Genomic DNA, 24840 nt, shown 5'->3' with positions numbered 1-24840 from the left:
GGATTTTCGGCGAGCGCGATCACCTGGCGCGGAACCCGGCCAAAGACGTATCGAGCGATGTGGGTGGTGTCGCGCCGCACGAGGGGGGTTCGCCCGGCGCGACACCGGCCAGATGGCATGTCCCGTCCCTGAGGCTAGTCCGGCCGTCCAGGACGCCGCGTTGATGAGGCGCTAACGACTAACCGGATCGGCGGTACCGGTCTTGCGCTGCGTGCGGCCCAGGGCCGGTTCGCTCGCCGGCGGCGGGCGCCTGTTGTTGCGACGCAGGCGCGATGACCTCGGTGAGAAGCTGACGCAGACGTGGTTCGGCACCCTGTCCGTGGTAGCAGTCCAGCCAGCTGGCGGTGGTGGCCACCAGGTCGTGGTTGAGAGGAATGGCGTTGCGTGCGATGGCGGTGATCAGGGCCTCGATCGCGGCGAACGTCTCGCCGATACCCAGTGTGATGTAGATGCGGTCGGCGTCGACTCTGCTGAGGTACGGGCGCGCGTTGGCGGCCAATTCCCAGGCCAAGGCGGCATCATCGGGTGCCTGACGCACCGGCGTTTTGCGCGGCGTGGACACCCGGCCTCCCTTTCGCCGACGGTCTGGTCTATCCCGTACCTACGGTAGCGGGTGGGCAGGCCGGGCGCGCGGTACTCGACCCGGGTACCGCGCCGACCAGGGACACCGCATGGGGCAACGCCGATCTGTTTGCCTACCATTCACTTTCCGTACGATTCACTGGCCGCCAGCGTGACCGAGGTGCGCCGGCCGGCGCACGGGTGATCGCACCTGCATTGGCAATCAAGCGCGACACACGTGCACCGGCTCCCGCGCCCGCATCACCCCATGCGTCACTATCGTCACTGTGGTCACAGTGAAGGAACACGCTCTCCGACCCACACGGACCGACGGCAGCCGTGCCAGTCATCGGGACTCGGGGCGGCAGGCTCGCACCGAGATCCAGGTTCAAGCATCGCGCGACACGCATGATATCCGCAGTTCAGGACCACTTATACATGTATAATTTGAGGATGCTAAGCAATGAAACATTGCCGACCCGACACACGGCGCGCCTCCGAAAGGGTGTAGGAAAAACCGTGCAGTATTTCCGCCATGGTGGTTCCGGTGGAGCTGGCGAGACAGCTCGTGGCCCTGCACCGTCTCGCGTTGGCGAGACTGCTCGGCGAGATCGGCGTGGCATTCGACGCGTCGCTGGCGCGGTGGTTCCGCGTATTCCCCGACCCGATGCAGATTCAGGGCGGGACGTTGTGTCAGGACGTACGCAGCCACGTGCTGGCGATGAACGGCATCGACGCGCAGAGCACGAAGGCCCCGACGCCGCGACTGGCGCCAGAGGGTGCCTCCTGCGGACCGGGGTCGACGTTGCGGATGTCGACGGGCCCGAGTTCGTCGGTGCGCATCGGCGATGCGGGGATGGCGTGGGCGCGGGTGCGTCACATCAGCCCGCAACGGGCCGCCGATATCGGTGCGCTGCTCCCGCAGTCGATGCCGCAGTCCAAGCCGGGCAAGCAGATGGCGCTCGACGCCGGCGAGCCCGAGGATCAGCGGGTGTTCGGCCCGGCGGGGATCGGCGACGATTACGAGCTGGTTGTGTACTGGTGGGAGACCCCGGGCCGGTTGTCGGTGGGTGGTGGCATTTTGGCGGTGGTGGCCGATCTGGACACCAACGAGGAGCGGATTCTGGGGTTCGAGCCGTTACCGCTGGCGATTCGGCCGAAGACCGTTGCCGAGCAGCAGAGCGCGGCCGAGGGCGACGACGAGGATGTGCGCGAGGACTTCGAGGAATTCTTGCCCAGAACTGCTCCCGAGACCGGGGAAGCCGAGGCGTAGACGATGAGCTGGTACCGGCCGGGCGCGTGTGGGGACGAGGTGGTCGGTGATGGCGTCGGTAGAGGTGTTCGGCACACGGGTCCGCCAGGCCCGGGTGCTGCGGCGACTGTCAGGCACCGCGGTGATGGATCATCTGGGTTGGCGCTCTCCGCGCCAGACGCGGTTGGAGCAGTCCGAGACCGCGGTCCTCGACGGCGCCGATTTCGATCGGCTGGCGGCGTTGTTGCGTTTCCCGCCAACATTTTTCACGACCGCACCGGCGTCGCGGGTGACGGCGCGGGATCTGTTGTTCCGGGCGCCCAAGTCCACCACGGTCACCGAGAAGGAGTACTTGGCGGTGTTCGCCAACGTCGTCGGTGATCTGCTCGGGCAGCTCAATGCGGTGGCCAAGCTGCCCCCGGTGCTGCTGGAGCCGTTACCGGCGGGCACCGATGTGGTGACTGCGGCCGCGCAGGCGCGGCGCTGGCTGGGGGTGGCGCCAGGGGTGCCGATCAAGTCGCTGACCTACGAGCTGGAAGCTGCCGGGGTGCCGGTGGTGATGCGGATGAAGCACTCACGCTCCACCGGAGTGGTGGACTGGGACACCGATGAGGACGGGCCGGCCGGGTTGTTGACCGAGAAGCATCTGGGTTGCTCGGCGCGGACCGGGGAGTATCGGGAACGGCCGCTGGTGTTGTTGCGGGCGTTGGATTCTTGGGAGCGCACCCGCTGGACAGTCGCCCACGAGATCGGGCACTTGTTGTTGCACCGCTACGGCGATGTCAGCGATGACCAGGAGCGCGAAGCCTCCCGGTTCGCCTCAGAACTGTTGGCGCCAGCCGAAGTGCTCGCCAAAGAGGTGCCGCCGGTTCCCACGCTCAGCGATCTGGTCGATGCGAAGGTGAAGTGGCGTATTTCCCTGGGGGCGTTGATCATTCACCTTCGCGAGTCGAAGCTGATCGATGAGGTCCGCGCCGATACGTTGCAGCGCCAGCTCTACACGCGGATCAACTCCGAGACCGGGCACACCTGGGGCAAGACCGAACCGGGCTGGAATGCCCGCACACCGGAGCGGCCCCGGCTGCTGCGCCGGTGGATGGAGGAATGCTACGGCTCGGTCAGCGTGGAGGCCTTGGCCGCCCACGACCTGATCTACCCCACAGACTTGTTGGCCGACATCCTGGCCGGCCAGCGCGACGCTCCCGCCAAGGTTGCCGCGGCCCCGAACACCGCTTCGACGGTGCTCGATGAGGAGGCGGTCCTGGACCGCGGGGACACGGTGGTGCAGCTACGCCGGCCTCGCCGGCAGGCCTAACAGGGAATTGCGGGGGCGGATCGGGGATGGCACGGACACAACGGATCGCGCTGACCGGCGCCCCGGACACCTACACCGTGCTGGGCCCCGATCACCTGCCGATCGAGGCAGCCGAGGAGTACCTGCAGTTCCTGCGCGATGACGGGTCCTCACCGAACACCGTGAAGGCGTATGCGGCCGGCCTGGCGGCGTGGTGGACGGTGCTGGAGCACACCGGCACCGACTGGCAGGACATCAGTACGAGCCTGTTCGGGCAGTTTCTGGCCTACCTGCGCACCGGGGACCTGCCGGGCACCGCCCGGATCGGCGCACCGGAGGTTTGGCTGGGCACTGCGAGCACCCAGCTGCGGGCCGCGGCGGTGCTGGCGTTCTACCGCTACCACGCAGACGCGAACGGGTTGGCCGGCCCGTATCAGCGACTGTTCACCAGCCGCGGCAAGCGATCACGGTCACGGTATATCCCGATGCTGGCCGGCGTGGGCCGCCCACCACGGTCCAAGGACCGGCCCATCTACACGGTGCGCGGCGGCAACAAGTCCGCCACTCCGGTGCTGCTGCCCACCCAAGTTGCTGCGATCCTTGATGGCTGTGCCACCCAGACCGGACAGGACTGGTCGGGGCCGCCCTCAGGGCTGCGGGACCGGCTGTTGTTCGCGGTGCTCGCCGAGACCGGGATGCGACTGGGTGAAGCGCTGTCGCTGCGGCACCACGATTTTCATATCGGCGCCGGCGGGACACCGTTCATCGACGTGGCCGCCCGACAAGACCATCCGCGCGGGGCCCGCGGCAAGACGCTACTGGCCCGGCGCATCTACATCGGTGACGATCTGGAGGCACTGTATTCGACCTACGTGTGGCACCTGGTCGACCAGGGCGCCGATCTGGACGTGCCCGACCTGGACACTCACTTCGTGTTCGTCAATCTCACCCACGGGCAGCGTTTCCGGCCCATGCGTGCCGAAACCGTCTACGCCAAAATCGATTCGGTGACCAAACGTGCCGGCGGGGTGCTGCCCGATCGGTGGTCACCGCACTGGCTGCGCCACACCCACGCCACCGCGCTGCTGCTCTCCGGGGCCCCGCCGCATGTGGTGATGCGCCGCCTGGGCCACGCCGATATCCAGACCACGCTCTCGACCTACGGATGGGTCACCGAGGACGCCGAGATGCGCACCCTGGCCCAATGGCGCAGCTACGTCGCTGGCTGGAAAGGGCTGCACCATGACCACACCGACTGACCCGCCCGCACCCACGCCGGTCCTCGCCCCCGCACTGGGGTCATGGGCGACTCAATGGGCACAGGTCCCCGAGGCGTGGCGTCGGCCGGTCTATGCGATCTACAGCGCTCCGTTTGATCAGGTGTTTCTGCGCAACCAGTTCTACCTGCAAGCACACCGCGCCGGAGCCGCCCACGATTTCACCCCCGACGCCCCTACTCGGTTCGGCGACGAGATCGCCTGGTGGGTCTGGGTGTGCTGGGACCAGCAGCTTCGCAAGATCGAACCCTCCCTGCTGGCCTGGCTGACCCGCACCCTGCCGGCCGCGATCGCCGAACACCGCACCTGCACCGGAAGGGCACCGGCCAGCATCGCCGACCTGGACCCCAATGCCGTGCTCCGCCAGGCGGTCCTGACCTTTCAGCGCCGCAACATGCGGCTCCCGTCGGCGGGATCGCGGCGCAACATCCGCCATGTCATCGAGCATCTGCACCTGTGGGTATCGGTGCGCTGCACCGATACCCCGTGGTGGGAGCACGATATCTGGGATCTGCGCACCGACCCGCGGATCCCGCGCCGCGACCACGAACCCCGCCACGACACCGCCGTGCGGCTGCGCGATATCGAGCCGGCGTGGCTGCGCGAAGGGCTGCGGTTCTGGCTGCGCAGCGCGTTGACCTACGACCTGCTGGTGTGGTCCTCGGCCGCCGACCGGGCCCGCAACCTGGGCTCGCAGCTGGGCCGGTTCGCCCACGACTACGGCCATCACGATGATCCGCTGATCAGCACCGATCCCGATCAGCTGCGCACCGTGTTCCTCGACTATCTCGGGTATCTGCGTTCCCCGGCCGCGGCCAGCCAGTCTGAGCGCCTCACACCGGATACCGTGGCCACCCTGCAAGCCCAAACCCAGGCGTTCTACACCTTCATGCACGACAACGCCGCCGATGCGGCGACCGCGACGGCCAACCCCCGCTGGCGCGATATTACGCTGACCCACACCGCGCTGTGGTCACCGCTGCACGCGCCCAAACAGCGGCGCCGCGAACGCGAGCTCACCTGGTATGCCACCGCCGACCTGCAGCGCATGCTCACCTATCTCGACGTCCTGGCAGCCCCCGCCGGGCGCAAGGTGGTGCTGACCAAAGCCGACGGCACGATCACCGTCGCCGCCGGCCTCGGTGACCCCCAGGCCGCACGGATCTGGCTGCTGCAGGCCCTGACCGGGCGCCGGGCGTCGGAAATCCTGATGCTCGACCATGATCCGCTGCAGGCCATCCCGGGCCTGGAACGCCCCACCGACGGCGACCCGGACACGTTCGTGGCCCGGCTGCGCTACCAGCAGACCAAAGTCGATGACGTCATTCCCACCATCCTCGTTGAGCAGGCCATCGTTGACATCATCACCGAGCAGCAGAGCTGGCTGAAGGCGACATATCCCGACCTGGCGCCCCGATACCTGTTCCTCGGCGTGAAGAATCAGCACCGCGGTCAGCAGCCCCGCTCCTACAACACCTACCGCACAGCGCTGGCCAAGCTCGACGACTGCCACGATCTCACCGACAGCGCCGGCCGACGACTGCGCTTCACCCAGACCCATCGGTTGCGCCACACCCGGGCCACCGAGCTGCTCAACGATGGCGTTCCGTTCCACGTGGTGCAGCGCTATCTCGGTCATAAAAGCCCTGAGATGACGGCCCGTTACGCGGCCACCTTGGCGGCCACCGCCGAGGCAGAGTTCCTCAAGCACAAGAAGATCGGCGCCCACGGCACCGATATCTCGATCAGCCCCAGCGACATCTATGAGATGACGCAGCTCGGTGCCCGCACCGACCGGATCCTGCCCAACGGGGTCTGTCTGCTCCCGCCGCTCAAACAGTGCGACAAGGGCAATGCTTGTCTGGGCTGCGGTCATTTCGCCACCGATGCCACCCACCTCGATGAGCTGCGTCAGCAGCACGCCGCGACCGAGGCGCTGCTGGCCGCCCGCCGTGACCAGTATCGCCGGCGCAGCGGACGTGAACTCGGTGAGGACAACATCTGGGTGATCGAACGCCGCCGTGAACTGCGATCACTGGAAGCGATCATCGAACGCCTGTCGGCCACCGGAGCCGAAGAGGCGGTATCCGGTGCCGGCACCGGGGCGGGGAAGCGACTGCCGCTGCTGCAAATCCAAACCCGCGGCGCCCACCAGTCAGCCCTCGACAAAGCCCAGCAACCCCGCACCACGGATCAATGACCGCTGCCCGCTCCACCGCCGGACTCAGAAAAGCCAGCACCAAAAGCCGCAACGACGCCCGCCGCAAAATCAAGAAGGCGCTACGCGAAATGCAGCGCGCCGGAATGAATATCAACCCCCACGCAGTCGCCCGCCACGCAGGGGTCGCCCGCAAAACGATCTACAACCACACCGACCTCTTCGACCAAATCCGCGCTGCCTCCGCTACACCACGGCCCCAGATCGCCGACCCTGAACCGACAGCATCAAACTCCCGTTCGCCAGTCGATGCTGCGTTGCGCCAACAACTACGCACCCAGAAACGCCAGTACGACGACTATATCGCCGCCCTCAAATCAGAAATCAGAGACCTTCAACAACAGCTCGCCGCAGCCCACGGCGAGATCCACCGTCTACGCGGCAACGGCAACAGCGGCTGATGAGCCATACCAATCGAATCGCATGGGGTACCCCCAAAAACGGGCTCGCTCGTCAGTTACACCGTTACAGATAACACTGTGTTTCTCGTAGATCCCGCGCATTCAAACGCACCTCGGTAACTGTCTTACACACAGCTATTACTGTTACAGATAAGACTACGGAGCCGATGTGCACGTGTTCGGTCAGGCACTGCTGATCGCGCTGTCGAAGACCTACGCCCTGCGAATGGCAGCGGTGTTCATGATGTCGCTGGCCACCATCTGGCTCAAGACCGGCCTGGTGTCGCGGGGGCTGGTGATCTTCACCTATGTGGTGGCGCTGACGCTGTTGGTGGCCAGTGACGTGTCGGTCTGGCTGACGCTCGCGTTCCCGGTCTGGGTGCTGATCGTCAGCGTGCTCGCGCTGAGCAAGGCCGGGCTGATCGACCTGCACCGCGACGGCGATTGACCCGGCGGACCTCGTTCACACTGCGACCAGCGCGATCTCTACTCACACTTCTTCGCGGTGGGTGCAGTGTCAACGCTCGTTCACTCGACGACGCTCAGCGCTCCGGAGGGGCAGAGCTGCACGGCTTTCCGTGCGTTGTCCTGCTCGGCCGAGGGCACGTCATCGACCAGCAGCACCACGATGCCGTCGTCGTCCTGGTCGAAGACCGCCTCGCTGTTCATCACACAGACCCCGGCGCCGATGCAGACGTCGCGGTCGGCCTGTACCCTCACCAGGCCACCTGCAGCGACTGCAGCCCATAGATGAAGTGGAAAGAGCGGAACGCCACGTCGTCGAAAGGTTCGTCGAGGCGCAGGGTCGGAAAGCGTTGCAACAGAGCCGGAAACGCGATCTTCATCTCCATCCGGGCCAGCGGTGCGCCCAGGCAGTGATGGACGCCGTGGCCGAACGCCAGATGCCCCATGGCGCCGCGGCGGACGTCGAACACCTCCGGATTGTCGATGAAACTCGGATCGCGGTTGCCCGACGGTAGCGAGACGACCACCAGCTGGTGCGCGGGAATCTGCACCCCGGCGATCTCCACCTCGCTGGTGGTGATGCGGGGGATGCCGGAGTGCACGATCGACAGCCAGCGCAGCAGCTCCTCCACCGCCGGACTCACCGCATCGGGGTCATCACGCACCAGGGCCAGCTGATCCGGGTGCTGCAGCAACGCCAAGGTGCCGAGGCTGAGCATGTTGGAGGTTGTCTCATGGCCGGCCACCAGTAGCAGGTTGCAGATGCCCACCAGCTCGTCATCGGTGAGCTCGGACCCGTGCTCGCGCACCAGCATTCCGAGCATGTCGTCGCCGGGGGAACGCCGTGCGCCGCCCACCAGTGCGTGCATGTAAGCACGCCCGGCGCGCTGGAGTTCGAAGCGTTCCTCGATCGGGATCGACAGGTCGAGCTGGCGGCTGGTGCGGTGCTGGAAATCGTCGCGGTCGTCATACGGCACGCCCAGCAACTCGCAGATCACCAGTGACGGGATGGGTAAAGCGAAATCGGTCACGAGATCACTCGGTGGACCGGCTTTTTCCATGGCGTCCAGATGCTGGGTCACGATGTCGGTGATCCGCGGCTCCAGGCGCTTCATCCGGCGGCCGGTGAATTCGCCGGTGAGCATGCGGCGTAACCGGGTGTGCCTGGGTGGGTCCAGGCCCAGCAGGTTGCCGGACTGGGCTGCGCGTTGCTCTTCCTCGGACATCTCGGGTGCCCCGGGGACGAAGAACCCTGGCGGGCGCTCGTTGGAGAACCGTTCCGGATCGGAGAGCACCGTCTTGATGTCGTCGTGGCGGGTCACCAGGTACACCGGCATGCCGAAGGCGTTGATGACGGTGCGCACCCCCTCGTTCTCGCGGATCTCGCCGAGGGTGGGGATGGGGTCGAAGTCGACACGCTGCATGTGCAGCGGAGGTGAGGCAGGTGCCTGGGTCATGGTGTCGACGGTACGCGCGGGGCTCCCGCGCAGGCAAGTCGGTGCTGGTGCTCGAGGCGCGCGACCTCGTGGGCGGCGCCTGCGTCACCGAGGAGCTGATCCCCGGCTCCAAGTGGTCGGAACTCCTGAGTGGGGAATGACGGGGTGAAGATGGTGCTGACGCTGCCCGGTTCCACGAGCTCGTCGAAGCGGGCGACGACGGGTTTGAGCTCGGGTGCGTTGTCGCGCACCTGTTCCCAGTCGGGCCAGGAGGTCACCGTCATCACCTCGACGACCACGCCGTCGTCGGAGAGATAGACGTCGAACCCCAGCACTTCGTCGAACGCGAGGCACACCGGGCGATCGAGTTCAGCGGAGAACTGCTCGAAGTCGGCGACCGGGACACCCGGCCGCAGACGGAACGTGTTGATGGCGCTGACCGTCATGTCAGGCGGTCGCATGGTTGATCATCACGTGCTTGATCTCGGTGTAGGCCTCGAGTGCGTACACCGACATGTCCTTGCCGTGGCCGGACTGCTTGAAGCCGCCGTGTGGCATCTCCGGCGTCACCGGAGCGTGGTCGTTGACCCACACCGTGCCGAATTGGAGTGCACCGGAGGTGACCATGGCACGGCCCACATCGCGGGTGAACACCGAAGCGGCCAAGCCGTATTCGGTGTCGTTGGCCCAGGCGAGCACGTCGTCGTTGTCGCTGAACCGGGTCACCGACGTCACCGGCCCGAACACCTCGGCGCTGATGATCTCGTCGTCCTGCTTGGTGCCGACCACCACGGTGGGGGCGGTGTAGAAACCGGTGCCGGGGTTGTCGCCCTGGAGCAGCTCGGTGTGGCCGGTGGCCTTGGCGCGGGAGACGAAGCCTTCCACGCGGTCGCGGTGCGCGGCGGTGATCACCGGACCCATGACGGTGTTCTCGTCGGCGAGGTCACCGAGATTCAACTCCTTGACTGCCTTCTCGAGTCCGGACACCAGGTCGTCATGCAGGGAGTCATGGACGTAGATGCGCGACGCTGCCATGCAGTCCTGGCCCGCGTTGCCGAACGCACCCTGCATGATCTTCTCGACCGCGAGTGCCACATCGGCGTCCGGGTACACCAGCACCGGTGCCTTGCCACCGAGTTCGAGGTGCAGCCGCTTGAGGTTGGAATCTGCGGAAGCCCGCAGCATCGACCGGCCGGTCTCGACAGAACCGGTGAGCGAGGACATCCGCACCAGCGGGTGCGACACCAGGCTCGCGCCGACATCCTCGCCGTCACCGGTGACGATGTTCAAGACCCCGGCGGGGAACAGGTCGGCGGCCAGCTCCGCCAGGCGCAGCACCGAGAACGGTGTGTGCTCAGAAGGTTTGAGCACCAACGTGTTCCCGGTGAGCAGAGCGGGGGCGATCTTCCAGATGGCCATCAACAGCGGGAAGTTCCACGGGGCGACCGAGCCGACCACCCCGAGAGGATCGCGCCGGATGATGCTGGTGGTACCGGGGACGAACTCGCCGGCGGCACGGCCTTCGATGGTGCGGGCAGCCCCGGCGAAGAACCGAAGATGGTCGGGAATCATCTCCATCTCTTCGAGCGCGCCGCTGATGGGCTTGCCGGCGTTGCGAGACTCGATCTCGGCGAGGGTGCGAGCGTCGGCTTCGATGCGGTCGGCGAGCTCGAGAAAGGCGCGAGCACGTTCGCCGACGGGAGTGCGGGCCCAGTCCGGGAATGCGGCATGGGCGGCGGCGACGGCGCGGTCGACGTCGGCGGCCGTGCCGTGGGCGGCCTCCGCAAACGCTTCACCGGTGGCGGGTGCCAGGATCTGGTCTTTTGCTCCTCCGGAGGCTTCGGTCCAGCTTCCGGCTACGAACATCTTGTCGTGAAAGGTCATGATGGCTCCAGTTCAGTTCGGGCCGGGATTGGCGGCCGTGATCAGCAGGGCGCGTACCGCGTCCTTCGAAATCGGTTGTTGGGCAATGGACATGTGCACCATCAGGCCCTCGACCACGACGTCGATCAGGCGAGCGGTGGCACGATCGAAGTGGTGGGCCAGGGCGTCCTCGGCCCGCTCCATCCACTCCTGCGTGATGCGCTTGGTGTCGGCTCGGCGCACCGCGTCGCCGTACAGTTCGAAGGTGACGGCGAGCTCGTTGGGGTTGGCGGCCAGATCGTCGGTGATGGCCAGGGCTACGCACTCGATCAGGTCTGACTTCGAATCGCAGGCTGCCAGCCGGTTTTCGAAGCGGGTGGCCAACTTGTCGACGTGCGTCCGGAAGGCGAGCTGCACGATGTCGTCGAGTGTCTTGAAGTGGTAGGTGATGGAACCGAGTGGGACGTCGGCAGCTTCGCCGATGGCGCGGTGGGTGATGCCCGCTACTCCGTCGCGGGCCAGGACCGCCAGCGCCGATTCCACGATGCGCTCCTTTCTGTCGGGGTCGTGACGGCGAGCGCGCCGGGGAGCCGTGGCCATGGTCGGACCCTCCTTTAGGAACGTCTGTACGTATCGATAAGGACAAACGTACCTATCGACGCCCCGGCGCGCTCGATTTCGGCGGAACCTGCCTCAGACGGCTTCTGGAGCGGGGTCTTCCAGGTCGCGCTCGTTGAGCGCCTTGCCCACCAGCTCGTAACGATCCGGCGCGAAGAAGCGCAGGTAGAGGCCGTAGGCGACCCCGCCGAGCAAGGCCAGGAACACCAGCGACACCATCAGCACCGCGGTGGCGCCCTGCACACCGAGCAGCACGTCGAGGCTGTTGAGGGTCAGGATGAAGAAGCCGGTGAGCCCGACGATCGCCAGCAGCGGGGCGATCACGGTGTTCCACGGCCGCTTGTCCACGTTCGACTTGCGGAAGAACACGAAGATCGCGATCCCGGCCACCAGTTGCGAGGCGATCACGCCGATGGTGCCGATGCCGGTGGCCCAGGTGAAAAGGGTGGCGAACGGGTCCTGGCCTGCGATGGCGAACGCCACGATGACCACCCCGACCATCAGGCTCTGGACGATGGAGGCCACCCAGGGCGTCTGCCGGCGCGGCAGGGTCCACCCCAGCGGCTTCCACACCAGGTGTTGGCGCCCCAGCGAGAACAGGTACCGCGAGACGTTGTTGTGGAAGGTGACGATCGCCGCGAAAGTGGCTGTGACGATCAGGATCTGGAACAGCAGCGAGATGTTGTGGCCGATGATGGTGTCGCTGGCCACGAAGATGAAGTTGCCGCCGGTCTCGGTGGCGATGGCCACCACGTCGTTCAGGCCGAGGGCGTTCATGATCAGCCAGCCCGACACGGCGTAGAGCACGCCCATGAACGCGATGGACAGGTAGGTGGCCCGGGGGATGGTCCGCGCCGGGTCGCGGGCTTCCTCACCGTAGATGGCCGAACCCTCGAAACCGATGAAGGACGCGTGGGCGAACATCAGCGCCACTCCGAGGGCGCCGGCCAGCACCACACTCGGGTTGAAGGGCTCGAAACTGAACTCCGAGACCGGAACCGCATCGCCGAACAGGCTGAAGACGCTCAGGACGGTGATCATGAGGACTTCGAGGGTCATGAACACCCCGAGTACGCGGGCGCCGGAATGCACGCCCTGCACGCCCAGGCCCAGACACAGCAGCAGCCCGACAAAGGCGTACACCCACCACGGCAGGCTGATGCCCAGGGCCGGATTGAGCAGTTCGGCTGCGTAGTACCCGAATCCGCCGTAGAGGCCCGCCTGGATCGCGTTGTAGGCGAAGATGGCCAGCGACGCCGATCCGAGGCCGGCAACGCGGCCGAGCCCCAGCGTGACGTACGCGTAGAAGGCCCCGGCATTGGTGACATGGCGGCTCATCGCCACGTAACCGACGGCGAAGATCATTAGCACTACCGCGGCGATGACGAAGGCACCGGGCATGCCGACGCCGTTGCCGGCGCCGATGATGATGGGGAACAGCGCCACCACCACGGTCAGCGGGGATGCGGCGGCGATGATGTAGAAGAAGATGCTCGGAACACCCAGGGTGTTCTCTTTCAGGCCGTGGTTACGGCGCCCGCCGGGTTCGGCGGGAGTGACGGGCGCCGTCGTGGTCGGCCGTCGGGAAGGCACAGGTGCGGTGACGTTCTCCATGGTGTTTCATCTCTCGTGGCTTGGGACGATCGTAGGGGGGCGGATCCGCGTTGGATCCGTTTCCAGGTGCCCGGCGACCGATCGCTGAGCACGGTGGAGAAAGCGACTCTTCACCTCCTCATGTCCAGCGCGAGATCGGTGAGCAGGTCTTCCTGGCCGCCCACCATCGCGCGGCGGCCGGCCTCGACCAGCAGGTCCCGGGTGTCGACACCGATGTCGACGGCAACCCGTTCGGCGTGCAGCAGGAAGCTCGAATACACCCCGGCATAGCCCAGCGTGAGGGTCTCGCGATCCACCCGCACCGGGCGCTGGTGCAGCGGGCGCACCAGGTCGTCGGCCGCGTCCATCAGGGCGAACAGATCGCACCCGTGCAGCCAGCCGTTGAGTTCGGCCACCGCGATGAACGCCTCCAACGGGCAGTTGCCCGCCCCGGCGCCCAGCCCGGTCAGGGACGCATCGACCCGATGGGCACCCTGCTCGACGGCGGTGATCGAATTGGCCACGCCCAGAGCCAGGTTGTGGTGCGCGTGCACCCCGATGGTGGTGCTCGGGTCGAGTGCGGCGCGGTAGGCCTGAACCCGGTCGCGCACACCGGCCATGGTGAGCCGGCCGCCGGAGTCGGTGACATACACACAGCGCGCCCCGGCGTCTTCCATGATCTTCGCCTGGGCCGCCAGCGTTTCCGGATCCGTCAGATGCGCCATCATCAGAAAGCCGGCCACGTCGAGGCCCAGGTCGACTGCGGTGCCGATGTGCTGGCGGGCGATGTCGGCCTCGGTGCAGTGGGTGGCGATCCGCACCGACGTGACGCCGAGATCCACCGCGGCGCGCAGGTCGTCGACGGTGCCGATGCCGGGGAGCAGCAGGGTGGTCAGCCGGGCGTTGTCGATGACCTCCGCCGCGGCGCTGATCCACTCGGCGTCGCTGTGGGCGCCGGCTCCGTAGGTCAGGCTGCCGCCGGCCAGACCGTCACCGTGGGCCACTTCGATGGCGGTGACGCCGGCCTGGTCGAGCGCCCGGGCGATCCGGCGCACATCGTCGAGGGTGAACGAGTGCCCGATCGCGTGCATCCCGTCGCGCAGGGTCACGTCCTGGATGTAGAGGCCGTCCTTCACAACGTCACCCCCGCACCGGAGACTGCGTGCTCGGCCACCCGGACCGCAGCCGCCGTCATGATGTCGAGGTTGCCGGCGTAAGGCGGCAGGTAGTCGCCGGCCCCCTCCACCTCCAGGAACACCGTCACGTGGGTGAGGTCAGCTGTCCGATCCGACTCGGGGACAAGTCTTCTGCGCGGATCGGTTGCCGTGACGGTGGAGAACTGGACGTCCTGACGCAGCCGGTAACCGGGGACGTAGTGGGCGACATCGCGCACCATGGCGGTGACCGCCGCGCTGATCGCCGCGTGGTCCACACTCGACACCAGTGCGGCCACGGTGTCGCGCATGATCATCGGCGGCTCGGCCGGGTTCAGTACGATGATCGCCTTGCCGCGCGCGGCGCCGCCCACCGTTTGCAGTGCGCGCGCGGTGGTCTGGGTGAACTCGTCGATGTTGGCCCGGGTGCCGGGGCCTGCCGACCGCGACGAGATGGACGCGACGATCTCGGCGTAGTGCACCCGGGTGACCCGCGACAGCGCGGCGACGATCGGCACCGTCGCCTGGCCGCCGCAGGTCACCATGTTCAGATTGCGCTGACCGGCCAACCCGGACAGGTTGACCGCGGGCACCACGTACGGGCCGATGGCCGCGGGGGTCAGGTCCACGACGAGCCGGCCGGTGGGTTCCAGCCGGGCGTCGTTGTGGCGGTGGGCGTAGGCGCTGGTGGCGTCGAACACGACGTCGACGTCATCGAAGACGCTCATCGCCAGCAGCCCTTCCACCCCGTCAGCGGTGGTCGCCACGTCCAGGCCCGCTGCGCGGGCCAAACCGTCACTGCGCGGGTCGATTCCGACCATGGCCGCGATGTCGAGCACCTCCGACCGTCGCAGCTTGTACATCAGGTCGGTGCCGATGTTCCCGGAGCCGATGACCGCGGCAGCGGGGCGCCTTCGCGTGGTGTGCATCCGTGACGTCAGTTCGTCAGCGCCGCAGCGGCCAGCCGGGGCCGAGGCGAGACGGCCACGTCGGGGGTGCTGGTGGCCACCAACTCGTTGAGGATGGCTGCGTGCCGCACCTTGTGGCGGATGAGTTCCTCGTGGAACTCCGGCCGGACCCAGCCGTTGTACATCACGGCCTCGGACTCACCTGGCTCGATCTTGAAGTAGACCGGGCCGGCGACGCGGGCGATGTCGCCGGCCTCCCAGAGCCGGTTCATCCCACCGAACGACTCGAAGGTCTCGGCCCAGACGTCAAGAGGCACATCGACATTGCGGCGGATGGCGCCCAGCATGGGCCGGCTCAGGTCGCCCACCGGGTTCACGCTGTCGGCGCCGAGTTCCTGCAGGATCTTGATCGAGGCGGGATTGGCGTGGCCGGCGTAGACGGAGATCTTGAATTTCGCGTCAGCGGGAATGTGGCCGGCCGCCGAGATCATCGACTGGTCGCTGACGGGCACCCGCATCGGAGACCGCACGCGCCCGCTGGCCGACAAGACGATGGCCCGCATCGCCGCCGGAATCGAACGGTTCTGGACCCCGATGCTGGTCCCCGTCGAGGGACGCGATGGCAAGACCGCCGTCCCGGTCGATCAACCGGCCCGCACCATGACCACCCGCAACGAGACCGGCCTGCTGGTCCCGACCGGCGGCACCTGGCGCACCGAAGCCGTCCCGACCAGCGAGCCGATCCCGACCCGCACCACCCGCGAGAACGACGGAATCGCCTTCCCCGCCTTCGTCGCCGAGCTGCGCGGCGGATCCAGCGATGCCCGCTCCGTGGCCGAGCCGCTGGCCACCGTCACCGCCTCGGGCAACCACCACGGCCTCGTCTACGCCGACGCCCCCCGACCACTCATTACGAGCTTCTACGGCTCCGGCGGCAACAGCACCGTCGACCAGCCGCTGCCGACGGTCACCACCCTCGAACGCCACGGACTGCTCAACCGCGGCCCCGTCCCCACGCCGCCACCGACCATCGACATCAACGATGTCTACTTCCGGATGCTGGAGCCCCGCGAGATCACCGCCGCGATGGACTTCCCGACCGGCTACCGGATGGTCGGCACCAGGCGCGAGCAGGTGCGGCTGGCAGGGAACGCCGTCACGCCGCCAGCCGCCCGTGACCTGGTGGGTCTGGTCGTCGAAACCGTCACCGGCGAAACGCTCCAACCCACCGCCTGAGAAGCCACCCGGTGGGGTGCTCCCCCCACCCCCCACCGGGCGCCGACCCCACAGCCCAGCCACCGCAGAAACGAAGGACCGCCGCCATGAAGTACTTCTATCTCGGAACCAGCGAGGTGCGCTGGCTCGGCCAAGCCAACGTCCCGCTGTTCATCTCCCACCGCCGCCTGGCACCCCGCAAGAGCTTCCCGCGTGCGCTCACCGGATGGGCGCTGGACTCCGGCGGATTCACCGAACTATCGATGTACGGGCAATGGCGCACCACCGCCCGCGACTACAACGCCGCGGTCTGGCGCTACGACCAGGAGATCGGCAACCTCCAATGGGCCTCGCCCGGCGACTGGATGTGCGAGCCCGAACAGATCGCCCGCACCGGACTGAGCGTGCGTGAACACCAGCGCCGCACCATCGACAACTTCCAAGAATTGCAGGACCTCTGGCCCGGCCCCGACTGGGATGTGCCCTACGTCCCGGTTCTGCAGGGCTGGACGCCTGACGATTATCGCCGCTGCGTCGACATGTACTACGCCGCCGGCGTCGACCTGTCCGACTGCTTCCTCGTCGGCGTCGGCACGATGTGCCGCCGCCAGGCCAGCGCCGAGATCGACGTGATCCTGTCCACCATCCAGCGCCACGACCCCGACATCCCACTCCACGCGTACGGCTTGAAGCTTTCGGGCCTCAAGCGCTACGGCCACAGAGTCCTCAGCGCCGACTCAATGGCGTGGAGTTGGGCAGCGCGAATGAGCGAGCCGCTTCCCGGGCACACGCACGCCGCGTGCAACAACTGCCTGCCCTACGCCCTGGCCTGGCGCGAACGCGTCCTGGACATCACGCCCTCCGGACAGATGAGCCTGTTCGACGCCGCCTGAACCACCACCGAATCGGAAGGAACCCTCCCATGACCATCCCGCCTGCGACCGCCGCCAACGCGGCCGATGAACCCGCACGGCACACCCGAGAGAACGACACGAGCAGTGTCAAGCTGGCAGCATTCGTCGCCAAAGGCGACGTACTCGCCGACGGGCGGGTCGTCCGGCGCCGCTGGAGTATGCCAGTCCCGGATGCCACGTACTCGACAGATTTGAGCTTCACCGACGGCACTCACCAGTGGTATGACCACGGCGCGACTGTCACGGTGGTGGACCACATCAACGAGTGGCGCATCCGATAATTGCCGATCCACCACCGTCGCCTCCGCGCCGCGAACCGCTGTCACTCGCACAACTCCGATGACCCCCTGCCGGTGACTCTCACCATGCAAACGCCGACGGGTGCAGAGTCTGACCCTGCACCCGTCGAATGCTTGAAACCCGTTCCCGGTCACCACAACCGTGGCTGACCTCCGAGCATGGCCGCCTCCACTGCGGCCGAGTCCCACCCTGACCGCACCGCCTCCCGCAGCGCCAGCGCACGCTCGCGTCGGGCCCGCAGACCCGCGCCCCGCGCGATCACGCGCGGCCGGCCACCGCCGCGGCCCCGCGCCGCCATCTGTTCCATGTTCTCCTGCTGGGTGCCCGCGGTCACGTGCGCACGCACCCCGGCCGCGATCTCCTCGGCGCCCACCACTCGCACACACAGGGTGACGTCGCATTCGTGCAGTGCCCGCACATCCCCCTGTAGCGGTTGCCCCGCCCGTGCGACCGCCAGCGCATAGCGCGGCGGCCGCACCATCATCACGTGCCGCCAGCCGCCACGCCGCAATGCGAAGCGCCCGTACCCATCTGATCCGATGGCGCCCGTCCATAGCCAGCAGTCCTGTCGCCCCGGACCACGCACCACGTGTGCGAAGAACCGTGCGATCTCACTGCCATGACGTATCGGGTCGACCACCAAGTCGCGGCCCTGTCGCCGCCGACTGGGGGTACTCACGCGACTGCCCGTCAGGCGCTCAGCGCCTCGGTCGCCGGATCATCCACCGCCGCGACCCCCTCACTCATCTGCGCCGCTTCGCTGAGCGACGCCGGGGTATCGGCGCCCCCATTGGGGACCGTCGCCGAATTCTCGGCGTGCGCGTCCTGCGGTGTCTGTTCGCCGGCGTCGTGCTGCTCAGTGTCGGCCAGGCGCAACAGTTCTCGCACCTGCGTCTGCGTCTGACCACTCTGTGCGGCGATGCTGGCGATTGTTTCGCCGTTGGTGCGCATCACCTGTGCTGCCGCGCCGGCCGTCCGCCGAATCGTCGTCGCCTTCTCCTGCGCGCTCTGCCGGATCCGCTCCAGCCGTTCGTTCAACTCACTTTCGATCCGGGCGATCTGTTCCTCGGCCCTGGTCCGCGCCGCCGCCTCATCTTTAGCTGCGGACTGCTCGGCGTGCTCCAGCTTGTCCAGCTCGTCGAGGAACTCCTTGAGCGATTGCACGATCGCGCGCTCCCGCGCCTCCCTCTCAGCATTCGCGCGACGCCGCGCCTCCAAAGCCCGTTGCAGATTCCCTGATTTCGTCGTTGCTTTGCCCATGGTTGCGGACTCTAACCAGCCCTGCTGACGTAATCACGCCTCCAACTCCCCCTTACCCCATCACGTCTCACTACAGCCCACCTTCCGCCCCACACCCCTTCCCACCAGCACCTCCATCTGCCAGCCCACGTTTGTCCCACACACCTCTTGCACTTAGGTCACGGTTTGGTCACGGCCCGTTCGGGGGCGGCGGAAAGCAGCCTTGGATTCGTCGTGAGAAATCGGTGCGCTGGGCAGGTGAATGCGGGCATCCACAAGCTCACCGCTGGCTCCGGGTACTTGTACCTGGTGCGGCAGGTGGCTGCCCACGACCGCACGCACGGCCCGGAATCGTTGGGCGACTACTACTCCTCCAAGGGCGAGACACCGGGCCGCTGGGGCGGACGCGGACTGGCCGGACTGTCGGCCGGGTCAGACAACTGGACACGCACCGACGCCGGGGACCGGCTGTGGTCGGTGACCGAGGGCTCCGAGGTCACCGAAGACCAGATGAAGGCCCTGTTCGGGCTGGGAGTTCACCCGAACGCTTCGGCGTTGACCAAGCAACTCATTGCCCAAGGGGCACGCAAGAACTCGGCGCTGACCGCGACCACCCTCGGTCGCCCGTTCCGGGTCAACGCCGGCGAAACCGAGTTACAGCAGCGCCTCGCTGAGGCGTATCGCGACCACAACCTGTCGGTCGGTGCGCACTGGAACGCCGCCATTGACGAGTCGGTACGGGCGCAGATGCGCACCGACATCGCCACCGAAATGTTCGAAGAACAGCACCGCCGTGCACCCTTGGACGAGCGTGAACTGACCGGGTTCATCGCCCGCGGCACCCGCGACCAAACCACCTCGGTCGCTGGCTATGACATGACCTTCACCCCGGTCAAAAGTGTGTCCGCGCTGTACGCGCTGTGCCCCGAGCCGATCGCCAAACAGATCGAGGAATGCCACAGCAAGGCCGTCCAAGACGCCCTGGACTTCCTGCAAGATCAGGCCGCCTACACCCGCATCGGCGCCCAAGGCGTCGCCCAAGTCGACACCGAAGGGTTCATCACCGCCGAGTTTCTGCACCGCGATACCCGCGCCTCGGACCCCGGTCTGCACACCCACGTCGCGATATCCAACAAGGTCCGCGCCCGCGGCACCGACGGCATCGCGCGCTGGTACGCCCTCGATGGCCGCCCGCTGTATGCCTCCACGGTCGCGGCATCGGAGTTGTACAACTCACGCCTGGAGGCCTACCTGGGCCAAGTGTTGGGGATGCGGTTCGCCGCCCGCGGCGATGCCCGCGAAGGCAAACGCGAGGTCCGCGAAGTCGTCGGCGTCAGCCGCGAACTCAACGAGCTATGGTCCTCGCGCCGGGCCGCCATCGACGCCGAGTATGCGGTGCTGGCCAAGAAGTTTCAGGCCGCCCACGGCCGCGAGCCGACCACCCCGGAGTCGATCGCGATGTTCCAACAAGCCACCCTGGCCACACGCGACGCCAAACACGAACCCCGCTCGCTGGCCGAGCAACGCGCAGAGTGGCGCACCCAAGCCGTCGGCCTGCTGGGCAGCGACGAAGCGGTCAACGCGATGATCGCCCGCTCACTGGCCGGGCGCACCACGACACCGGCCGAGGTCACCGCAGGGTGGATCAACGCTCGCGCCGCCCAGGTGATCGCCACCGTCTCCGCGGCGCGGGCCACCTGGAACCGCACCCATGTACTGGCCGAAGCATTGCGGGTGGTCCGCGTCACCGGGCACGCCGGAATCGACGGCATCGCCGAACTCATCACTGACGCCGCCCTGAGCGAACCGCTCAGCGTCCGGCACGCATCCAGTCCCGATACCGACCTCGGTGAGCCCGCGGTGTTGCGCCGCCGCGACGGGTCCAGCGTGTATCGCCAAGCCGGATCGCAGACCTACACCAGCCCCGAAATCCTGGCCGCTGAGCGGCAAATCCTGGCCGCCGCGACACTGCGCGACGGCCGCACCGTGCCCGCCGCCGATGTCGAAATCGAACTACTGGCCCAGGCCGCGCACCGACGCGAACTCAACGCCGGCCAAGCCCAACTCGTCCGCGAAATGGCGTGCCGCGGGCAGCGCGTCATGCTCGCCTTGGCCCCGGCAGGATCGGGAAAAACCACCGCCATGGCCGCACTCGCCCGGTCCTGGGAAGGTGCCGGGGGCACCGTCATCGGGTTGTCCCCCAGCGCCAGTGCCGCGCAATTGTTGCGTGAAGAGATCGACGTCGAAGTCGGTGACACCCTCGATAAGTTCAACTGGCTCACCGACAATCCCGACATCTCCCCCGGCGACCCAGCCCGTCAGTGGTACGACGCGATCGATGAGAACACCTTGATCATCGTCGACGAAGCCGGCAAGGCCGGCACGTTGGCGCTGGCGTCGATGATCGCAGTCGCGCTGGCGCGCGGCGCCAGCGTGCGCCTGGTCGGAGATGACAAACAGTTGTCCTCGATCAGCGCCGGCGGTGTGCTGCGCGACCTGGCCCACCTACATGGCGCGATCACCTTGTCCCAGGTGATGCGGTTCGCCTCAGCCTCCGAAGCCCAAGCCGGTCTCGCGCTGCGCGACGGCGACCCGTCAGGGATCGCGTTCTATCTCGATGCCCAGCGCGTGCATGTCGGCACCCAAGCCGCCGCCTCCGATATGGCGTTCCAAGCATGGCAAGCCGACATCGCTGAGGACAAGCACTCGCTGCTGTTGGCGCCGACCCACGAGCTGGTTTCTGAACTCAACGACCGAGCCCGGCTGCACCGGCTGACCGAACTCGGTGGCCGCGCCCCCGGCATCGAAGCGGTGTTGATGGCCGGGGCCCGCGCCAGCGTCGGGGACCTCGTGTTCACCAAACACAACGATCGCACCCTGGCCCTCGGCGCCACGGATTTCGTGCGCAACGGCTACCGCTGGGAAGTCACCGAGGTCGACCCGGACGGCTCGATCACCGTCACGCACTTGGAGTCGAACGCTCACCTGCGGCTGCCCGCCTCCTACGTCCGCTCCCACGTCACGTTGGGCTACGCCCGCACCATCGACGCCACCCAGGGCGCGACCGCCCGCTACCGCTGCCACACCGTGGGCTCCGATCAACTCACCCGCCAGCAGGTCTACACCGCACTCACCCGAGGGGTGCACGGCAACCACATCTACTTCTCCACCGCCGAGCACGACCCGCACCGGGTGCTGTCCCCGAAAGCCACCCACCCCGACACCGCCGTGGACGTCTTGACCCGTGCCCTGGGGCGCGACGCCGCCCAAGTCTCGGCCACCAGCGCGGCGCGGGCCGCCGCCGACCCGGCTGCCCGACTGGCCGCAGCCACCCAGATGTACGCCCACGCCGTCGGCACCGCCGCCGAATCACGCCTGAGCCCCGCCCAGCACGCCGAGCTGGATTCCCACGCCGAAAAACTCGTTCCCGGGCTGACCACCGCTACCGCCTGGCCGGTGCTACGCCAACACCTCGCATTGATCGCGGCCGCCGGTATCCACCCCCTCAAACGGCTCGAAAAAGTGGTCGCCGCCGGCGGATTCGACAACGCCGCCGACCCGGCCGCGGTCATCGACTGGCGCCTGGACCCGACCGGCGCGCACTCCGGTGGTGCCGGTCCGCTGCCCTGGCTTCCTGCCATTCCCGAGCGCCTGGCCGCCGACCCGCAGTGGAACGCCTACCTGTCCGCCCGTGCGCAGCGCGTCACCGACCTGGCCGCCGAACTCGCCGCCACCGCACGCCAGTGGAGCGCGGCGACCGCGCCGCGTTGGGCACGACCGCTGGTCGGCACAGACCTCGAATTGGCTGCCGATCTGGCCGTCTATCGCGCCGCGACCGCCGTCGAGGACAACGACACCCGCATCGCCGGCGCCGAGCAATACCCCGCCCGCACCCGCGCCGCCCAACGCGGACTCGAACACCGCGCAGCCGAACTCATCGGCGCTGATGCCACCACCAACCGCTACGACACCCTCATCGACTCCATCAACCCCCACATCCGCCACGACCCCTACTGGCCCCAACTGGCGCATCACCTGGCCGCGGCCGCACGCACCGGAGTCAACATCACCCAACTCGTGCGCACCGTCGCCGCTGAGCGTCCGCTGCCCGACGAATTGCCCGCCGCCGCACTGTGGTGGCGACTGTGCGGCACCCTCACACCAGCGGCGCTGGAGACCGCCAACGGTGGGCTGCGCCCGGACTGGCTACCCGATCTGCACACCGTGTTCGGCACCGAACTGGCAGAAACCATCGCCGCCGATCCCGCCTTCCCCGCACTGGTGTCCGCGATCGGCAACGCCGACCCCGACCAGTGGACACCGCGCGATCTGCTGCACGTTGCCGCCGAACACCTCTATGACGCCGACGCCCACCTGACGCATCATTTACGGCCCGACGAGTACGCCCGCCTGCTCACCTACTCGATCGAGGTGTTCACCACCGCCGACCCCTACGACCATGACATTCCGCTGCCCGAGCACGAGCCTCTGACACCGGAAGAACACGAAGAACTCACCCATCTGCACCCCGACATCGAGGACACACCACCGAGGCGACAGCACGCCCACGACGACGTGTTGGCCGACCCCAACAACCTTGCCGCCGCACTCGGACTAGACGACTACGACCTCACCGAGCCCACCGCCCCCGACGAGCAACTTCCCCCACCCGAGCACGCCGACGACTACTTCAACCCCGATACGGGGATCGACTTCGACAGCCTGAGCACCGTTCGGCCCAGCCCCGCCGCCGCGCTGGCCGCCCACCGCGCCGACGTCCACGCGCTGCGCGCCCGCTACGCCGCCGCCGACGCCCAGGTCCGCACCTTGGCCGCCCACGTGACTGCCGGTGGCGGCCCCCACGTCCTGGCCGCCACCGACGAACTGCGGCGCATGCGTGCCGCGGCCGACGCCGACCGGCCCTTCCTGGCCCGCGTCGAAGCCGTGCTCGACCAATGGCATCAGGCCGAAGCCACCTACGCCGAAGCCCTCGAACTCATCAACCACGCCCGCACCGAACTCGACACGGTGCGTGCTGACCCCGACGCCGACCCGCTCGATATCGCCTCGGCCACTCAGAATCTGAACTTCTTGACCAGCTACCAGTTGCCCCCGACCAGCCCCGCCGAGCAGTTCCATCCCGCATTCACTGAAGCCACCGCCGCTCGCGCCGCGGCAGCCGGAGGCAGCGAGCACATCGTTACCCACGCCGACGCCGACGCACTGCTGCGTCGATGCCGCGCCGACGATGACACACTGCTGGCTCGCCACCGCGCCGACCGCGCGGCGCTGCGCGACCAGCTCCACCGCGCCGAGCTTGCCGCCGCGCAGGCATTCGCCCGCGCACAGCGCAGCACCGCCGAACACATCACCGAGCTGTTGCCCCGCATCGACACCGAACTGCGGGTACTCGACGCTGCCGGCCAACACGCCTTCCAAGAACGACTGCCGATCAGCGAGCACCCCGACATCGACACCGACCGCCTACGTCGGCTCACCGATGCCCCGTTCGTGCTGACCGCCGCGCACGCCTCCGACCGCACCACCCTGCTGCCCATGATGAGACATCTCGACCGCGCCGCCCACGACGCCGGACGCCCGTTGATCTGGGCCGCGCCCGCCACCATCTGTGACAATCCCGACCTGTCACCGATCGCCACCACTGTCATCGACGCCGCCAACCTGGAGCTGAACGACAGCGCACCCGGCACCATCGTCGTGATCGACCGCGCCGAACACCTGTCCCCCGAAACCATCGCCGAACTCACCGAAACCGCCGCCACCGCCCACGCCCGGATCATCCTGCTCGACACCAACACCGCCACCTGGCCACCACCACCGGCAGCCCCACTACTGAAATTGCTGCACACCGAACTGCGCTGGTCACCAGTGCTCACCGCCGCCACCGGCCGCGTCAACCACTACGACGCCAGCCCCGACAGCAACGCAGCCCTCACCCAAGCCGCCGGACTGAACCCCGACCAGCACACCCCCGCCATCACCGCCGCCCTGCAACGACACCGAAAAGCCCAGCAGCGCAACACCACCGCCCATGATCTCCACACCCGCATGTGGAACGCTGCTCACCGAGACGAGGGATTCAGCCGAGGTGGGTAGGACCTGTGAACACGC

21 protein-coding genes and 1 pseudogene are annotated in these 24840 nt (G+C 67.5%); 10 read left to right on the top strand and 12 right to left on the bottom strand.

The genetic code is table 11. The features are described from left to right. Window positions 1–178 precede the first annotated feature (178 nt). Window positions 179–562 carry a hypothetical protein gene (locus KXD98_RS27060; RefSeq protein WP_137148698.1) on the bottom strand — a complete coding sequence of 128 codons (384 nt, stop codon included), beginning with the start codon at window positions 560–562 and terminating at the stop codon, window positions 179–181. 534 nt (window positions 563–1096) lie between these two features. Here KXD98_RS27060 and KXD98_RS27055 point away from each other — a divergent pair. The 6 genes and pseudogenes from KXD98_RS27055 to KXD98_RS27030 all read left to right on the top strand — a co-directional run. Next, window positions 1097–1834, top strand: a complete 738-nt coding sequence (locus KXD98_RS27055; protein WP_137148697.1) for a hypothetical protein — start codon at window positions 1097–1099, stop codon at window positions 1832–1834. Between the two features lie 49 nt (window positions 1835–1883). Beyond that, on the top strand, window positions 1884–3128 hold the full coding sequence (locus KXD98_RS27050) for an ImmA/IrrE family metallo-endopeptidase (protein WP_137148696.1): 1245 nt from the start codon (window positions 1884–1886) through the stop codon (window positions 3126–3128). Between the two features lie 26 nt (window positions 3129–3154). Beyond that, window positions 3155–4366 (top strand): tyrosine-type recombinase/integrase, encoded by a 1212-nt coding sequence (locus KXD98_RS27045; protein WP_137148695.1) that lies wholly within the window; start codon window positions 3155–3157, stop codon window positions 4364–4366. Next, on the top strand, window positions 4350–6584 hold the full coding sequence (locus tag KXD98_RS27040; protein WP_260760791.1) for a tyrosine-type recombinase/integrase: 2235 nt from the start codon (window positions 4350–4352) through the stop codon (window positions 6582–6584). Before KXD98_RS27045 ends, KXD98_RS27040 begins: the two co-directional genes overlap by 17 nt. Next, on the top strand, window positions 6581–7003 hold the full coding sequence (locus tag KXD98_RS27035; RefSeq protein ID WP_137148693.1) for a transposase: 423 nt from the start codon (window positions 6581–6583) through the stop codon (window positions 7001–7003). Before KXD98_RS27040 ends, KXD98_RS27035 begins: the two co-directional genes overlap by 4 nt. A gap of 166 nt (window positions 7004–7169) precedes the next feature. Next, window positions 7170–7451: pseudogene (locus KXD98_RS27030) on the top strand (hypothetical protein); the annotation flags it as partial. 80 nt (window positions 7452–7531) lie between these two features. Here the strand turns inward: KXD98_RS27030 and KXD98_RS27025 are convergent. The 9 genes from KXD98_RS27025 to KXD98_RS26985 form a co-directional block, all read right to left on the bottom strand. Further along, window positions 7532–7723 carry a ferredoxin gene (locus tag KXD98_RS27025; RefSeq protein ID WP_024447868.1) on the bottom strand — a complete coding sequence of 64 codons (192 nt, stop codon included), beginning with the start codon at window positions 7721–7723 and terminating at the stop codon, window positions 7532–7534. Continuing rightward, window positions 7720–8925 carry a cytochrome P450 gene (locus KXD98_RS27020; protein WP_029372483.1) on the bottom strand — a complete coding sequence of 402 codons (1206 nt, stop codon included), beginning with the start codon at window positions 8923–8925 and terminating at the stop codon, window positions 7720–7722. The genes KXD98_RS27025 and KXD98_RS27020 overlap by 4 nt, the downstream gene beginning before the upstream one ends. Beyond that, window positions 8922–9365 carry a hypothetical protein gene (locus tag KXD98_RS27015; RefSeq protein WP_260765567.1) on the bottom strand — a complete coding sequence of 148 codons (444 nt, stop codon included), beginning with the start codon at window positions 9363–9365 and terminating at the stop codon, window positions 8922–8924. Before KXD98_RS27015 ends, KXD98_RS27020 begins: the two co-directional genes overlap by 4 nt. Beyond that, window positions 9352–10788: an aminobutyraldehyde dehydrogenase gene (locus tag KXD98_RS27010; protein WP_024447873.1), complete on the bottom strand. Its 1437-nt coding sequence runs from the start codon at window positions 10786–10788 to the stop codon at window positions 9352–9354. Before KXD98_RS27010 ends, KXD98_RS27015 begins: the two co-directional genes overlap by 14 nt. A gap of 12 nt (window positions 10789–10800) precedes the next feature. Beyond that, window positions 10801–11367 (bottom strand): TetR/AcrR family transcriptional regulator, encoded by a 567-nt coding sequence (locus KXD98_RS27005; RefSeq protein ID WP_024447874.1) that lies wholly within the window; start codon window positions 11365–11367, stop codon window positions 10801–10803. Between the two features lie 93 nt (window positions 11368–11460). Further along, a complete protein-coding gene (locus tag KXD98_RS27000) occupies window positions 11461–12999 on the bottom strand; it encodes an APC family permease (protein ID WP_024447875.1) in 1539 nt (512 codons plus the stop codon). Between the two features lie 110 nt (window positions 13000–13109). Beyond that, window positions 13110–14069: a 4-hydroxy-2-oxovalerate aldolase gene (dmpG, locus tag KXD98_RS26995; protein ID WP_051226818.1), complete on the bottom strand. Its 960-nt coding sequence runs from the start codon at window positions 14067–14069 to the stop codon at window positions 13110–13112. A gap of 41 nt (window positions 14070–14110) precedes the next feature. Then, the gene (locus KXD98_RS26990; RefSeq protein ID WP_024447876.1) at window positions 14111–15061 is read right to left on the bottom strand and encodes an acetaldehyde dehydrogenase (acetylating); all 951 of its coding nucleotides are present in this window, start codon (window positions 15059–15061) and stop codon (window positions 14111–14113) included. Window positions 15062–15069: 8 nt separating this feature from the next. Continuing rightward, a complete protein-coding gene (locus KXD98_RS26985) occupies window positions 15070–15531 on the bottom strand; it encodes a hypothetical protein (RefSeq protein ID WP_024447877.1) in 462 nt (153 codons plus the stop codon). Between KXD98_RS26985 and KXD98_RS26980 the strand changes: the two genes are divergently transcribed. The 3 genes from KXD98_RS26980 to KXD98_RS26970 all read left to right on the top strand — a co-directional run bounded on the left by KXD98_RS26980 (window position 15488) and on the right by KXD98_RS26970 (window position 17450). Continuing rightward, the gene (locus KXD98_RS26980) at window positions 15488–16276 is read left to right on the top strand and encodes a hypothetical protein (RefSeq protein WP_260765520.1); all 789 of its coding nucleotides are present in this window, start codon (window positions 15488–15490) and stop codon (window positions 16274–16276) included. The two genes, KXD98_RS26985 and KXD98_RS26980, sit on opposite strands and share 44 nt — an antisense overlap. Before the next feature lie 86 nt (window positions 16277–16362). Further along, on the top strand, window positions 16363–17148 hold the full coding sequence (locus KXD98_RS26975) for a hypothetical protein (RefSeq protein WP_024447879.1): 786 nt from the start codon (window positions 16363–16365) through the stop codon (window positions 17146–17148). Between the two features lie 29 nt (window positions 17149–17177). Continuing rightward, window positions 17178–17450: a hypothetical protein gene (locus KXD98_RS26970; RefSeq protein ID WP_024447880.1), complete on the top strand. Its 273-nt coding sequence runs from the start codon at window positions 17178–17180 to the stop codon at window positions 17448–17450. Window positions 17451–17599: 149 nt separating this feature from the next. Here KXD98_RS26970 and KXD98_RS26965 read toward each other — a convergent pair whose 3' ends face one another. After that, window positions 17600–18148 (bottom strand): hypothetical protein, encoded by a 549-nt coding sequence (locus tag KXD98_RS26965; protein WP_081660076.1) that lies wholly within the window; start codon window positions 18146–18148, stop codon window positions 17600–17602. Window positions 18149–18159: 11 nt separating this feature from the next. Next, on the bottom strand, window positions 18160–18729 hold the full coding sequence (locus tag KXD98_RS26960; RefSeq protein WP_051226815.1) for a hypothetical protein: 570 nt from the start codon (window positions 18727–18729) through the stop codon (window positions 18160–18162). 237 nt (window positions 18730–18966) lie between these two features. Between KXD98_RS26960 and mobF the strand changes: the two genes are divergently transcribed. Next, complete coding sequence (gene mobF, locus KXD98_RS26955) at window positions 18967–24825, top strand: MobF family relaxase (protein ID WP_260758456.1); 5859 nt, start codon at window positions 18967–18969, stop codon at window positions 24823–24825. The last annotated feature ends 15 nt before the right edge of the window (window positions 24826–24840 follow it).

The sequence above is a fragment of the Mycobacterium sp. SMC-4 genome (genome assembly GCF_025263265.1).
Lineage (GTDB): Bacteria > Actinomycetota > Actinomycetes > Mycobacteriales > Mycobacteriaceae > Mycobacterium.
The sequence above is the reverse complement of the archived record's forward strand: the minus strand, read 5'-3'. Positions and strand labels throughout refer to the sequence as shown.